At 39.0% G+C, this 13454-nt stretch carries 13 protein-coding genes and 1 pseudogene; 10 read left to right on the top strand and 4 right to left on the bottom strand.

Annotated elements, in window-relative coordinates; translation table 11 throughout:
• Positions 1-45 precede the first annotated feature (45 nt).
• Positions 46-1263: a DnaJ domain-containing protein gene (locus AC04NP_RS01085; RefSeq protein WP_482857448.1), complete on the top strand. Its 1218-nt coding sequence runs from the start codon at positions 46-48 to the stop codon at positions 1261-1263.
• 90 nt (positions 1264-1353) lie between these two features.
• Here the strand turns inward: AC04NP_RS01085 and mdh are convergent, their stop codons facing one another.
• Complete coding sequence (gene mdh / locus AC04NP_RS01080; RefSeq protein ID WP_482857447.1) at positions 1354-2283, bottom strand: malate dehydrogenase; 930 nt, start codon at positions 2281-2283, stop codon at positions 1354-1356.
• Positions 2284-2502: 219 nt separating this feature from the next.
• Between mdh and AC04NP_RS01075 the strand changes: the two genes are divergently transcribed.
• From AC04NP_RS01075 to AC04NP_RS01045, 7 genes are all read left to right on the top strand, one after another.
• The gene (locus tag AC04NP_RS01075) at positions 2503-3687 is read left to right on the top strand and encodes an MFS transporter (RefSeq protein WP_482857446.1); all 1185 of its coding nucleotides are present in this window, start codon (positions 2503-2505) and stop codon (positions 3685-3687) included.
• 108 nt (positions 3688-3795) lie between these two features.
• Entirely contained in the window at positions 3796-3942 is a 147-nt protein-coding gene (locus AC04NP_RS01070) for a hypothetical protein (protein ID WP_482857445.1), read from the top strand.
• 54 nt (positions 3943-3996) lie between these two features.
• Positions 3997-4821, top strand: coding sequence for an RDD family protein (locus tag AC04NP_RS01065; RefSeq protein WP_482857444.1), 825 nt, complete (start codon positions 3997-3999; stop codon positions 4819-4821).
• Positions 4822-5132: 311 nt separating this feature from the next.
• Entirely contained in the window at positions 5133-5576 is a 444-nt protein-coding gene (locus AC04NP_RS01060; protein ID WP_482857443.1) for a helix-turn-helix domain-containing protein, read from the top strand.
• A gap of 100 nt (positions 5577-5676) precedes the next feature.
• The gene (locus AC04NP_RS01055; protein WP_482857442.1) at positions 5677-5841 is read left to right on the top strand and encodes a hypothetical protein; all 165 of its coding nucleotides are present in this window, start codon (positions 5677-5679) and stop codon (positions 5839-5841) included.
• Positions 5792-5962 (top strand): type II toxin-antitoxin system TacA family antitoxin, encoded by a 171-nt coding sequence (locus tag AC04NP_RS01050; protein ID WP_482857742.1) that lies wholly within the window; start codon positions 5792-5794, stop codon positions 5960-5962. The genes AC04NP_RS01055 and AC04NP_RS01050 overlap by 50 nt, the downstream gene beginning before the upstream one ends.
• Positions 5963-6170: 208 nt before the next feature.
• Complete coding sequence (locus AC04NP_RS01045; RefSeq protein ID WP_482857441.1) at positions 6171-6470, top strand: GNAT family N-acetyltransferase; 300 nt, start codon at positions 6171-6173, stop codon at positions 6468-6470.
• Positions 6471-6607: 137 nt separating this feature from the next.
• On the opposite strand, the gene AC04NP_RS01040 is transcribed toward AC04NP_RS01045, so the two are convergent.
• The 3 genes from AC04NP_RS01040 to AC04NP_RS01030 form a co-directional block, all read right to left on the bottom strand.
• Positions 6608-9322 carry an ABC transporter permease gene (locus tag AC04NP_RS01040; RefSeq protein WP_482857440.1) on the bottom strand — a complete coding sequence of 905 codons (2715 nt, stop codon included), beginning with the start codon at positions 9320-9322 and terminating at the stop codon, positions 6608-6610.
• A 38-nt stretch (positions 9323-9360) separates the two neighbouring features.
• Positions 9361-9693 (bottom strand): PadR family transcriptional regulator, encoded by a 333-nt coding sequence (locus AC04NP_RS01035; RefSeq protein ID WP_482857439.1) that lies wholly within the window; start codon positions 9691-9693, stop codon positions 9361-9363.
• Positions 9694-11053: 1360 nt separating this feature from the next.
• Positions 11054-12820 carry a hypothetical protein gene (locus AC04NP_RS01030; protein WP_482857438.1) on the bottom strand — a complete coding sequence of 589 codons (1767 nt, stop codon included), beginning with the start codon at positions 12818-12820 and terminating at the stop codon, positions 11054-11056.
• Between the two features lie 213 nt (positions 12821-13033).
• Here AC04NP_RS01030 and AC04NP_RS01025 point away from each other — a divergent pair.
• A pseudogene (locus tag AC04NP_RS01025) lies at positions 13034-13111 on the top strand (hypothetical protein); the annotation flags it as partial.
• Positions 13106-13324, top strand: a complete 219-nt coding sequence (locus tag AC04NP_RS01020) for a DoxX family protein (RefSeq protein ID WP_482857437.1) — start codon at positions 13106-13108, stop codon at positions 13322-13324. The pseudogene AC04NP_RS01025 and the gene AC04NP_RS01020, both read left to right, overlap by 6 nt.
• Positions 13325-13454 lie beyond the last annotated feature (130 nt).

The raw sequence follows: 13454 nt of genomic DNA, 5'->3' as shown, positions 1-13454 counted from the left end.
GAAACTACTGACAAACAACGTTTTTTGATGAGCCAAGTATAACCAATGAATTATTATCAATTATTAGGAATAGATCAGAAGGCGGATCAAAAAGCCATAAAAAATGCGTATAAAAAACTTGCATTTCAATATCACCCCGACAAAAATCCGGGAAGCCAATACGCCGAAAATAGGTTCAAAGAGATTAACAATGCTTATCAAATATTATCTGATCCGGACAAAAGGGCACTTTACGATTTGAAAATTAATTATGTGTCATTTCAGAAAAGCTTTACCTATGAGCAGCCTGGAAAGCGTTACGGAAATTACCAGGCAAAAAAGTATCACTACCAGAAGGGCTATAGCAAATACATCAAGGAAAGAAACAGGATAGCAAACTGGTGGGCGGTTGGCATACTGGCGGTCATTTCTGTAATTTATTTAGTGATGGATGGCATTAACGACTACCTGGTAAAGGCCGAAGAAGAAAGGCTTTTGATGGTGGAAGAAAATATTTTGGCAGATGCCCGCGAAAAGTACGCCGCAGGTATCTTCAACGAGGCCCTTGGTATTTTAGAGAAACATTTAGATGAAAATGGGAATCGTAAGGCTGTGAACGCGCTTAAAAAAAAGTACCTGGAAGAAATAAGACGCCAGGGGTACAATGATTATTACAACCAGGATTACGAGGCGGCTTTACATGCTTTTGAGATTCTTTTCAGGTACCAGGGAAATCTTTCTCTGGATTTTTACAATAAAGTCGCCGAAAGCTCCGGAAAGGTAGGCAATTACCATGATGCGATAGAGGCTTATCAGTACATTGCCCGGAAAATGCCCGGTAACATGGAGGCCAACCTTCAGGTAGCCCTCATTTATACGTATGAACTGAAAGAATATGAAAAAGCTATTCGGTTTTATCGGAAAGCCAAGGAAATAACCATCAAAAAATACATTGAGGAATACGGTAAGGCCTTTGTATTGGTGTTTAGTCCCGAAAGAATACCTGACTCACATTATATCCTGTACTGCGGTTTAGGGCTGGCAGCCAAGGAGATCAATGACAATCAGGGCGCATTGGAGGCATTGGAATGGGCAGTTATCTTAAGACCCGACCGGCCCGAGGGCTATTACCTCCAAGGGCTGCTCTATCAAAGTACCGGTGATGATAATCTGGCCTGTGAGAACTGGTCGGTTGCTTATTCCCTGGGGTTGGAAGAGGCTGGAAGGCTTGCAAAGCTCAACTGTCAGGGTAGCAAAGGGGCTGTTACAGGTCCCCTCCGCTAACCTGAAGGATACCCGGTTACATACCAATTTTCAAATATATAAACAGCATTACCTTATGAGCATATAGGCATGTGTACCGGGGATAAATTGCTACTTCATATTATCTAATACCTGCATGACCTCTTTTACATGGCCTTCGGAGATCTTTAAGAGGGCTTTTTCTTCGTCATTCAAATCCAGCTCAATGATCTTTTCAATGCCATTTTTTCCTAAAATAACCGGCGCGCCAAGGTAGCAGTTGTCAATACCGTATTCACCATTCAATTGTACACAAACCGGAAATACACGGCGCTGGTCTCTTACGATGGCTTCAACCATTTGGGCGGCTGCAGAGCCGGGTGCATACCAGGCCGAGGTACCCATCAATTTTACCAGCTCACCCCCTCCTGTTTTGGTACGGTTAATGATAGCCTCCAGTTTGTCGCCGTCAATTAATTCTGTTACAGGAATGCCTCCTACCGTAGTATAGCGGGGTAAAGGAACCATCGTATCACCATGCCCTCCCATCAATACTGCCTGAATGTCTTTAGGGGATACATCTAATGCCTCTGCCAAAAATGCCCTGTACCTGGCTGTATCAAGAATTCCTGCCATGCCCATGACCCTGGTTCTGTCATTTTTCGAAACCAGATGCGCCTGATAAGTCATCACATCCAAAGGGTTGGAAACGATAATGATAATCGCATCGGGCGAATGTCGGACAACATTCTCGGTGACGGATTTAACAATACCTGCATTGGTCTGAATTAAATCATCCCTGGACATACCCGGTTTCCTTGGCAAACCGGAAGTGATTACCACCACATCCGACCCTGCGGTTTTTGTGTAGTCATTAGTAGCCCCGACCGTGCGTGTATCGTAAAGGTTTATGGGGGCTTTTTGCCAGATATCCAGGGCCTTTCCCTCGGACAGTCCTTCTTTGATATCTACCAATATTACTTCGTTAGCGACTTCTCTATAGGCTAATACGTCCGCGCAGGTAGCACCAACATTACCTGCTCCGACAACTGTTACTTTCATTTTGTGATTTACAATTTAATTAGTGATACGGAATTGATTTGCGATGCTAAGTTACCAATTAGGTTTATTTTTAAGAAAGGTTTTGGCCCAATTATGCGCAAGGATTTTTTAAAGGTGACGGCTATGTTTTCATTCCGGCAAATTCGAAATTATCAGCCGGAAAACCATCCCGGTTTCATTTAGATTTTTTACCTTACGGGCTTTTAACCTGAAAGCCTCGTGACCGGTAAAAAACGAACCTATAATTTGCAGTTCTGGCTTCTGTGTGCAAGCTCTTTCACGTTTTCTATGAGCTTTAACATGATCATTCCCGAACTTCCGGATTACCTGACGAGCCTGGGAGGGGAAGATTACAAGGGGCTTTTTATCTCGTTATTCACTTTGGCAGCAGGATTATCCCGCCCCTTCAGCGGAAAAATGGCAGACAAAGTCGGAAGGATACCGGTCATGATTTTCGGATCAGTGGTCTGCATTGTCTGCGGTTTATTGTATCCTGTGCTTAGCAATGTAGCCGGCTTTCTGTTTTTGAGGTTTTTTCATGGCTTTTCTACCGGTTTTAAGCCGACAGGTACCACTGCCTACGTTGCCGATATAGTCCCCGTCAATGTAAGAGGTGAAGCCATGGGTTATTTAGGTTTTTTTACCACGCTGGGTGCTGCCCTGGGCAATGCGATCGGCAGCCCCATCGCCAGTGCCTACTCATACAACGGCTTATTTTTGATTTCTTCCGTGGCAGCGCTGCTGTCTGTATTAGTCCTGATTGGCATGAAAGAAAGCCTGGTAAACAAGGAAAAGTTTTCCCTCAATCACCTGATGGTGAAAAAAAATGAAATTTTTGAATCCAGCGTATGGCCTGCTTTTATTATTATGGCGATGTCGTACTTTTCGTTTGGAATGATTCTGACAGTGATCCCGGACTTTAGCTCATCCCTGGGATTCGCCAATAAGGGTATCTTTTTCACTTATTTTACGCTATCTTCCCTGCTGGTTCGTATCATAGCCGGAAGGGCATCTGACAAATACGGACGGGTCATCGTACTGAAGATTACCTACGTGCTGTTGACACTGGCCCTGGTCTATCTGGGAATGGTCAACTCCAGGACAGCATTCATCATAGCAGCATTTTTTTTCGGAATTCCTATGGGGATGAACTATCCCACCATTTTTGCCTGGACCATTGACTTAAGTGACGAAAGGTACCGGGGCAAGGCTATGGCTACCGTGTATATCGCACTTGAACTGGGCATTGGGGCCGGAGCGGTGATTTCGGCATGGATCTATGATAATGATAACACACAATTTCCGGCTACCTTTTGGACCGGAGCTGTGACTGCATTTTTGTCGTTGGTTTATTTGTTTTGGTATAGCGGGTCTGGCAAACCTTCCGGAGATGTCTTGCGGTGAATCTATCATAGAAAAATCAAAATTCTTATATTTAAAAATATGTGCTGCGGTATTCCACCGGATGGCTGATAGCCGGGAGCCGTGGTTATTGTGAAAACAAACTTAGCAATGCATTACTACCTTGAAGAAGTCAACCGGATTAAACGTATTTGCCGTTCAAAACAGAGACCGATTGATCTGGTGATGGCAACACACCAATACATTGATCATCATTTTGATACCAACCTGAACCCGGAGCAATTAAATCCTGAATAAACTAAGCTGTAAATTTGATAAATAATTCCTTTCTTATACCCAACGGCTAAAGGTATGCACATAACTCAAAAGAAGATTGTTCATGCAATTGTGATATTAATTTCCTTAAAAACTATCATCGAGCTTACCTATTTTCCGGAGCATTTAGCATCTATCAGTGTTTTTTCAGAATATTTGTTAACAAATCCGGTTTTTACCCTGTTTCCGATACTTGGTTCAAGTATCGGATTGCTGATACCGATAATTGCCACAATTGGACTCATGGTTTTTATCTTCTCCAAAGATCGTCATTTGAACAGATGGCTGATGCTGACGCTTATTTTTTCCATCTATGCTTATCTTTTTTATCTGTGCCTGAGCATTTTTACAGGAAGTTCAAATTCACCTGAAACTGCAGGATTTGATCCATTTAGAATGATCGGATTTCAAATCATAATAGTAAGTCTATCAATACTTACCGTATACTATTTTATGACCAAAGCTTCCGGCTCCACCGGTAAAAACTCAATAGATGTCTCAGCGCGTAAATCCATCAGATTTAAGAACTACTTCATCGATTTGGGAATAACAGGATATTTTACTTTTTACACACTCGCCCTGTTCAGCGATTCGGAAATTCGAGTTAATGAACCGGTGTTATTACTGGTTTTTATGGTAAACCAATTTGTTTATTACTCATTTTCAGAATTGTTGTTCAGGCAAACGTTAGGAAAGGTAATAACCAACACTTGTGTGTATGCCGAATCGAAGTTTTACAAGTCTGTTCTTGTCAGAACCCTGTGCCGACATATTCCATTTGAACCTTTTTCTTTTTTTGCAGGAAAAACAGGCCGGTGGCATGATCGATGGTCAAACAGCATACTGATAAAAATGAAATAACTATTTCTGTTTCTCTTGCAGTTTATCGATGAATGTCAAATTTTTTAAATTTGTTTTGATCAATGATTCGATAGGCCTTATCCCAACATGGGCATTTGGATGATAATTTTGTTTCATTGTACGCTACCATAATTTTATGATCAAAATAATTGTTAATAATTATTTATTTTTTTGTAAAAAAATATATATTTATAATAACAAATGAAAGTATATTCTGTAATAGTCAATTGTGATATCACGACTTTTATTTGTATTGGCACAACAGGCAAAGCCGAATTTGTTGAAATATGATAAATTAATATATTTAGTCCATGGAAACTGATACAAAACCATTCAAAAAACATATCGGAAGAAAAGTGCTTCAAATGCGCGAGCTGCTTGGGTTCACCCAGGAAGCTGTTGCCGAAAAGCTGGGCATCAGTCAGCAGGCGGTTTCTAAAATAGAGCAAAGTGAAAAGATCGATGCCAGTATGCTGGACCGTGTAGCCAAAGCCTTAGGAGTGACTGCGGAATCCATTAAAAACCTGGAAGAGGGGGCAACAGTTTATAATATTGTACAAAATAATTATGACAGTTCGACTAACGAAGGAGCATTCCAAGGGCAAGGGGTTGGAGTACACAATCACCAATTTACATTTAACCCTTTGGATAAATACATAGAAGCTGTTGATAAAATTGAAAAATTGTATGAGAAGCTGTTAAAGAGTGAGCAGGAAAAAGTGGCTTTGTTAAAGGGGCAGTTGGGAAAGCAATAAAGCCGGTGAAAAGTTATCAACTGTTGTAACGTACTGTTTTTTACCGTACTGATTCTGTCAAATACGGAAATATTCCGTACACTTACCAAAACAAATAATCATGGTAATGGCAAAACAGGAAAAGGCAAGGTTTGATGCCAGGCTTTCTAAAGAACAAAAGCAGTTTTTTGAAAAGGCTGCTTTAATTTGGCGGTTACAGCAGCTTAACAGACTTTATTATTTTAACAGCCCAGGAGCGGGCGAAAGAAATCATTGCGGAAAGTGAGCAAATACTTGCTTCTCAAAGAGATAGTGAAATATTTTTTGAAGCCATAACCAACCCTGTCAAACCAAATAAAGACTTGCTCGCAGCGGCCAGGGCATATCAATCATTATCTTCTGAATGAATCAATTCACCGAGGTACTAAATGCAAGACACAAGAAAGGTGACTTCTCCTGTGGTAAAGATATGCCTGACAATTATTGGCATCGCCAGGCTCATCAAGATGTTAAAAGAAGATTGTCAGCCTGCTTCATATTGGAAGACTTAGAATCACGACTAATTAAGGGGTATTAGGGTATTACACTTTGGCGAATAATAGCATACCATTCAACTTGATTCCCCATAAGTTTCAGAAAAAACTTCCTACATCCTACACCGCTATACCGACAACACTACTTGGCAGATTGGCCATTGATCAAAGGTTTCAGGGAAAAGGAATCGGAAAACTATTGTTAATTGACGCCCTGAAAAGGAGTTATGAAATTTCTAAAACAATAGGTTCCTTTGCAGTAGTTGTGGCCCCATTAGATTTTGATGCCACAAAGTTTTATGAAAAGTACGGATTTATCAAGCTTCCTGACAGTGGCAAAATGTTTATGGCCATGCAAACAATAAGAGGACTTTTTGCATAAAACTGTATTAGAATGAGAATCCGCTAAAAAGTGGGGAGAAAAAAAGCAGCACTATCATTGCCACGCTAATTGTTTTAAGATGTGGTTCCCAATCGATTTATGCGATATTGTTATGATGATCTAAACTATTAGTCATCTTACTCACTCTTAAGTGAATCTGCCGGATTGATCAAACCGGCTTTTATGGATTGAAACAGCACAGACAAAATGGCTACCATGAACACAATCAAAAGGGGAAACATAAACATCCACCAATCCATGTCGATCCTAAAAGCAAAATCGGATAACCATTTGTCTACCATAATATAAGCAATGGGTAGGGCTATTACACCCGATATTATTATGAGCTTTAAAAGCTGCCTGGGAAGTAGCACCACCACCTGCACCAGGCTGGCGCCCAAGACTTTTCGAACACTGATTTCCCGGATCTTTTGCAGGGCCATAAAAGAGCCAAGCCCAAATAACCCTAAAGCGGCAATGAAGATGGCTAACCCTGAAAATAATAAACATATTTGTCCAAATTGGCGATCGGCTCGATATTGTCTGTTAAAGTATTCGTCCAGAAAAAAATATTTATACGGATCATGGGGAAAGAATTCACTAAATTGTTTCCCTATAAAATCCATGGTTGCTATGGTATTCCGTGTGTTTATACTGACAGTCATATACATACCTGTATAATAATCCGGATACAAAAATATGACAGGATCCAGGTCTTTTTGTAAAGATTGTTGATGATGATTATCTACAATACCGATCACTTCCGCCGTTCCATCCATCGTTCCCCATACTTTAAAGATAATTTTCTCATTCAATGCCTTTTCGGGTTCGGGAAAGCCCATAGCAATGGCTGCGGCTTTGTTGATCATGACCCGATGCTGTTCTGTTTCGTTTGTATTTCTTCTACCATATGAAGAGCGATCTTCAATGGTGAAATTTCTTCCGGCCAGTAAATCGATCTGGTAAGCATCTAAAAAGTCATGATCAATATTTACATAGTAACAGACAACACCTTTTTCCTTTGCTTCATGTTGTTTTCTGATTGTATTTGACAAGGTGATTCGTTTACCTGGAATATTATCCGTAACAGTTACAGCATTAATATGCGCGCTTCTCAGCAATTCACTTTTAAAAACTTCAATTTTGTGGTTGATGGTCGAATCAACGACGGTAGGAGCACTAACGACAACATTATGCGCTGCATCAAAGCCTAATTCCTGGTTTTGCATGTAGGAAAACTGGCTATAGACAATGAAAGTGCCAACTATCAAGGTAATAGAGATGCTGAATTGCGCCACTACCAAAATTTTGCGCAAAAGCACGCCCTGGCCGGTTTGATGAATTTTTCCTTTCAGTACATAAACCGGTTTATAACCTGAAAGCACAAAAGCAGGATAAATGCCGGCCAAAATACCTCCCGATAGGAATATAAGGAACAGTGTAAGCCAAAGTGCCGGTTCAGTCCACATGCTTAAAGACAACACATTCAATCCGACCAGGTGGTTGAATGGGTTAATTAACAAACTCACCAGGCCGATGGAAAGTATGATGCTGATACAATTAATCATCATTGATTCCAGCAGAAATTGTCCGATTAACGCCCCCCTGCTAACGCCAACTACCTTTCTCAATCCAACTTCTTTGGCCCTCTCCATTGATTTGGCGGTTGACAAATTGATAAAATTAATAAGTGCAATTAAAATCACAAACCCTGAGATAATGATCAAAAAATACAAGGTTCGATCGCTGCTATTGGCTGAAATTTCTTTGTGTAAATGTGATTTGAGATGTATATCCTTAACAGGTTGAAGTTCGAATTTCGCTTCAAAGCCATGCTCACTCATGAGCTCACCGAGATATTTTTTGATAAATGCCGGAAATTTTGCCTCTAATGTCCCGGGGTTCGTACCTGGTTTAAGTCTGATGTAGTTGTAAAATTCAGGCCATTTCCACATGTTCCTCAACCAATCCTCATCCATGAAAGACAATGGAACCAGGATATCAAAATGTATATGCGTATTTTGTGGAAGATCTTCGAATATTCCGGTCACTTTTAAAGGAAATTTATTGTTGATGTTGATGGTTTTGCCCATTGGATCTTCACCGCCAAAGAAACGGTCGGCAAAGCTGGCAGACAACACGATCGATTGAGGGTCTTTAAGTGCTGTTTCCGGATTTCCCTGAAGGAGTGAAACCGCAAACAATGATAATACGGAATTGTCTGCAATTAAAACATGCTCATCATTGGCATTTAATTTCATCACCTCTCCCGAATTATCGGTAGAGGACAATACAAACGTACCCCAAATACTCTGCTCAAACAGACGGGTATAATTTTCCACCTCCGGAAAATCGGCTTTCATAGCCGGGGCAACCGCCGGATGATTGGTTGCTGATGTGATAAAACCTTTCTCACCCAAATTGGTTGTCAGCGTCACACGATATAAGTCATCGACGCGAGGATGATGTTGATCATAGCTAAATTCGAATTTAACATACTGTATAATAAGCACATAAGCGGTTATACCAATAGCCAACCCAACAATATTGATTAACGAGAAAAGCTTATTTTTCAATAAGACCCTTCGAGAGACTTTGAAATGATTGCGTAACATAACGGCATGATTAATGTTTAACTGGGAAAAAGGATTTTTTAGCAATGAAGGCCTTAAGAAGCTAAACACATCCATCAGGTGATATAGCCGCGCTACCCAGGGTTTATGTTTTTTCAGGCGATCTTCAAAGGCTTCCCGGAGATCACCCTCAATTTCTTCCAGATAAGCAGGGTTGCACAGCCATCTCAATAGGTTGTCGGCCCACGCTGGCCTGTTGGATTTATTATGGTTATCCATATTTAATTGCTAATAGATTTAGTTGATACTTACCAGGGTTACTTGGCATTAAATACAACCTCCGGAATAGATAGCCACATATTCTCCCTGATATTCCTTTTCTCTTCCAACACCTTTTTCCCATAATTGGTCAAACAAAAAAATCTCCGCCTTTTTCCACCTCTTTTTGTGGTAGCTCCCGCTAAATGAGAACGTAAATACCCTTTACTCTCGAGCCTGTGCAGGGCAGCATGTAAGGCCCCCAAACTAACTTTGCGGCCTGTCTGACTCAGGATTTCTTTGTTGATAGCATAACCGTAGGCATCTTCATTCAGTATGGCTACCGCCAACATGACTATTTCTTCAAATTCTCCAAGATTTATTCCTTTCATTTTATATACAAATAAGTATTACCTAAATGTATATAAAATTACGGAAACTGCAAAAACTAAGTATAAAATTTTGAGACCGGCCTATGACCTATGGGGCCATGATCCGGAAAATCTTTATAAATATTCCGCTTATTTGCAAGTAGGTCTGGCCCTTGCGGTAAAAGAGGAGATCCCGCAGGTGAAATATGCGACACGTTTCCATTAAGCCCCCGGGATCGAGGTTACTTCCGGAGATAAAGCTTCTAAGGAAAAAATCTCTTTTGTCGATCCTGATTTTTTCAGCATGTTTTCCTTTCCGGTTTTAGCGGGGAAAAAGGAAGAATTCCTCACCGAAAAATATCATGCAGTGATTACACAGGAAATGGCAATTAAGTATTTTGGCCAGTGGGAGAAAACTATCCAAGCTTTAGAAGAAGTAAAAGTGCTACGATCGAAAATATCAGTGAACAATGAGTGCATGTAGCAGCGATAATGCGGGGTGCTGTCGATGTTGAAAATTTCGTAATTGTAAACATTTGATCTGTTATCAAAAATGGCGTTTGAAAATCAAGCCATTCCTGAAAGGAGTTGGCCTCTTAAACCTGTGACTTCTCCTAAAACTTGGATGGTTATTTTTGGAGTAACGGATTTTATGCATTCTATCATCAGGATCGGCCCGGTAAGGTACGATTATTGTTAAATAAAAAATGCCTCCACTTAGATTGACTTATAAACAGTACAGCAATGATACAAAAAGCGTTTCTGTTGAAGTTGTTACTTCTTGTAATAATTATTCCTTCATTTGGTCAAATCAAAATCAGCGGAAACGTTTTAGATCAGGTCGCCGGAAAGCCTATTTCATTTGTAAATATTGGGATATTAAATGCTAATGTCGGAACAATTTCTAATGATGATGGAAGTTTTGTGATTCGTATCCCCGCATCTTATTTAAAAAGATACTTTAATATTTTCAGCTATTGGTTATGGGAGAAGGGCCATTCCTATTTCCTCTATTTCAATATCCGGAATTGTTTTGTAAAAAGATACCGCCCTCGAAAAGTCCAATGACGGTATCTTAACCATCGAAATAAAACTTTTCCTAGTAAACTGTTTTTTGGTTAAAAAAAAAGCTAAAATCCTGATTAGAACTGAAAGTGTAAAAATGCGACAACTTATTTTTTAGAATAAAACACAGAGGAAATAATCAGATTGCTTTTTTGATAAAATCCTTTTGGACTTGCCTTGTAAATTCCTTGAAATCCTTAATAAAAGTTGTAGGATATTTTTTTATATATCAATCTTAGCGGCTACGCTACTGCTTTCGCTTTTCTCCAACCGAAGGTGGCAATTTACGACTCCCAATCTTTCAATTTCCCTTAGGTCAGCGCAAAAAATCGATGGGACCTTTCATCGAATACACGTCTTCAAGGTTATATTTCTTGCGTTTTAAATTTCCTAGTTTAATTTCCTGCAATACAAAAAAGTCTTCAATATTGTTTTCTTTTTTCCTTTGTTTATGGAAATGGCTTATAAGGGAATACAGCATAAATGTCAAATAGTATCGAAGGTTTGAAGTGATGTTTTCATTATTGGAGCCAATAGAGGCATCATGTACAATTTCATTTCGTATCCTGTAAATTCTGATCAGATGTATACCTGAATTTTTACAATGGCTGTCAATATATTTTTTAAGCTTATCATTTCCAGGTGAAAAAAGTCGACTTTTAAACTTCCAGGCCCGGTATGCGAGCAATGGATATTCAGTGACATAAGTCATTAATTCATCATATAGTTTCTCTTTGATAAGGTACCTGGTGTCGTGCCCTTTATAATTCTTGAGTTTTTTGTGTAAACCCAATCGATTAATTGATTTGTTAAATTCCATAAGGTTCCTTGTAAGATAGGCAACGGAGTGCGTGGTGGTGAGAAACTTTTTAAGCCTATTAAAGCTGGATTTAGATGAGTAATTTGAAAAAATATATTCTAACCCAATCCAATAGTTAATAAACTTATGTTCCACCTCTAACGCCTCATTCCCTAACCTTAAATACCGGATGGCGGATTTGATTTTCTCTTTGGTCTCAGAGGATATTTTGTTGTTATTGATGATCTCGGGAAGTTTTTTGTTGTATTCGTCATAAATACTTTTGCCTGTTTTATATCTGCCATCCATTTGATGATGAATAGTTTGAAATTCAGGGTTTTGCGGGTTCGACTGATCGATTACCAGTGCTAAATGGATCAACTTTAAATATTGATTGTTAAAACCTAGATCAAGTAAATCAAGATTCTCAGCTATTGGCGTTTTTGCTAGCTTTAATGCAGTGAAATGGTCAAGCGCATCTACTTTCACCTCAAAATAGGTAGTACTTGAGGCAGCAGTTGCAAAGTTATTAAAGGTTTTTGAAAACTTTGGATCCTTCATTGTCATATTTAACCTGTGAAGGTCCTCGATGACTTTAATTTTCCCTCCAAATGGATTTATAGCCTTTTTGATTTCTTTGGTAGATTGGATTTTGAAATAAATATGATAAGTCTTTTTTTGACGTTTTGTGATCTTGATAAACTCATCAAAAGATTGCTCAAAGGTATCCTTTGGCTTATAAACAAAGAAGGCCGATAAAAAACGATACAGGTAACTTTTTGAAAATCCACTTCTTAATAATTCAGTGACCAGCGGCGCAACGATTAATTCGATTTTCCGGAATTCCAGGAATTTGTTTTCTGAATCAATGTCATCTTGGAATATCAATTTTTTAAGTGCTTTGATAAGTTCATTGAGGTACCTTTGGTTTTCTTCAATAGAGATTTTCAGGCAGTTAATGACTTTTTGATAGTCGTCCTTTTTCATTTCGTCAAGCAATGAAATCATATACTCTCTTGAAAATGTTTTAAACTTAATAAAGCTGTCTTTTGTGAGCATTTCCCTGGTCTCGTCCCTTATGTTTTCGACAGTTTCAAAGTTTAGAATTCTTCCTTTTTTGAAATGCAAAAGACATTCCAGCAACTCTGACAAAATCGTATTCGGATTCATTACTCTGGCCCGGTAAGAGTCAATAGATCCGACATGTAACAATTCAAGGGCCCTTTCGATAAAGAATTTTTGAAAAATATTGTATGTACGGTTTTTGAATTTGGTAATTTGCATTTATAAACTTTTTAGGTAGTTTTGCGTTGTTGTATTTATAGAATTAAGATTATTATTAATAAAAATAAAAAGGAAAGTTAGATTTTTTTGGATCTGGTGTTTTATCCCGCAAAATTTTCTTCCACTTTCCTAAGTATTAAAAAGCCCGAAATCCTCGGGCTTTTTTGTCTAAAAGGAATTTGCCAATGATAACCTGCATGGAAAACGGTTACATTTATTCCAACGGCAAGTATTGTTGAAAAAGTAAAATCGTATGTCGGTGCGGCCAGGAAATCACTTGAGAAAATGGGATTAGTTGTTGAGTTGGCAATTGCCAAAATAATAGGTGCCTTAGTTTTGGTATTTCCATTTTTTGGAAGCAACATGAAGGAATGGGCCTATGCCGGATTCGGAATTACATTAATATCGGCTTTTGTGGCCCACGCTAGTGTTAGTGATGGTATTGTAGAAGTTGCCGTTAATATATTTATAAGAGCACCACAAGGAATTTTTATTTCAAATTAAAAAAGGAACCTTTCAATACGAAGAACCAGCAATGCGGACACTTTCCGGTAAGGTTTATTTGCAACTTGTTTACCAGAAAATGTTAATTTTGAAAATGTAGCATCGGTTTGATTTAGCCAAATTTGTAATC

The organism is Agaribacillus sp. DX54 (assembly GCF_056858335.1).
This window is presented reverse-complemented; position numbering and strand designations above follow the sequence as displayed.

Bases quoted from the DNA above. Each gene is read 5' to 3' on its own strand.
- AC04NP_RS01085 (WP_482857448.1), top strand. From the start codon at position 46: ATGAATTATTATCAATTATTAGGAATAGATCAGAAGGCGGATCAAAAA.
- mdh (WP_482857447.1), bottom strand. From the start codon at position 2,283: ATGAAAGTAACAGTTGTCGGAGCAGGTAATGTTGGTGCTACCTGCGCG.
- AC04NP_RS01070 (WP_482857445.1), top strand. From the start codon at position 3,796: ATGCATTACTACCTTGAAGAAGTCAACCGGATTAAACGTATTTGCCGT.
- AC04NP_RS01065 (WP_482857444.1), top strand. From the start codon at position 3,997: ATGCACATAACTCAAAAGAAGATTGTTCATGCAATTGTGATATTAATT.
- AC04NP_RS01060 (WP_482857443.1), top strand. From the start codon at position 5,133: ATGGAAACTGATACAAAACCATTCAAAAAACATATCGGAAGAAAAGTG.
- AC04NP_RS01055 (WP_482857442.1), top strand. From the start codon at position 5,677: ATGGTAATGGCAAAACAGGAAAAGGCAAGGTTTGATGCCAGGCTTTCT.
- AC04NP_RS01040 (WP_482857440.1), bottom strand. From the start codon at position 9,322: ATGGATAACCATAATAAATCCAACAGGCCAGCGTGGGCCGACAACCTA.
- AC04NP_RS01035 (WP_482857439.1), bottom strand. From the start codon at position 9,693: ATGAAAGGAATAAATCTTGGAGAATTTGAAGAAATAGTCATGTTGGCG.
- AC04NP_RS01030 (WP_482857438.1), bottom strand. From the start codon at position 12,820: ATGCAAATTACCAAATTCAAAAACCGTACATACAATATTTTTCAAAAA.
- AC04NP_RS01020 (WP_482857437.1), top strand. From the start codon at position 13,106: ATGGGATTAGTTGTTGAGTTGGCAATTGCCAAAATAATAGGTGCCTTA.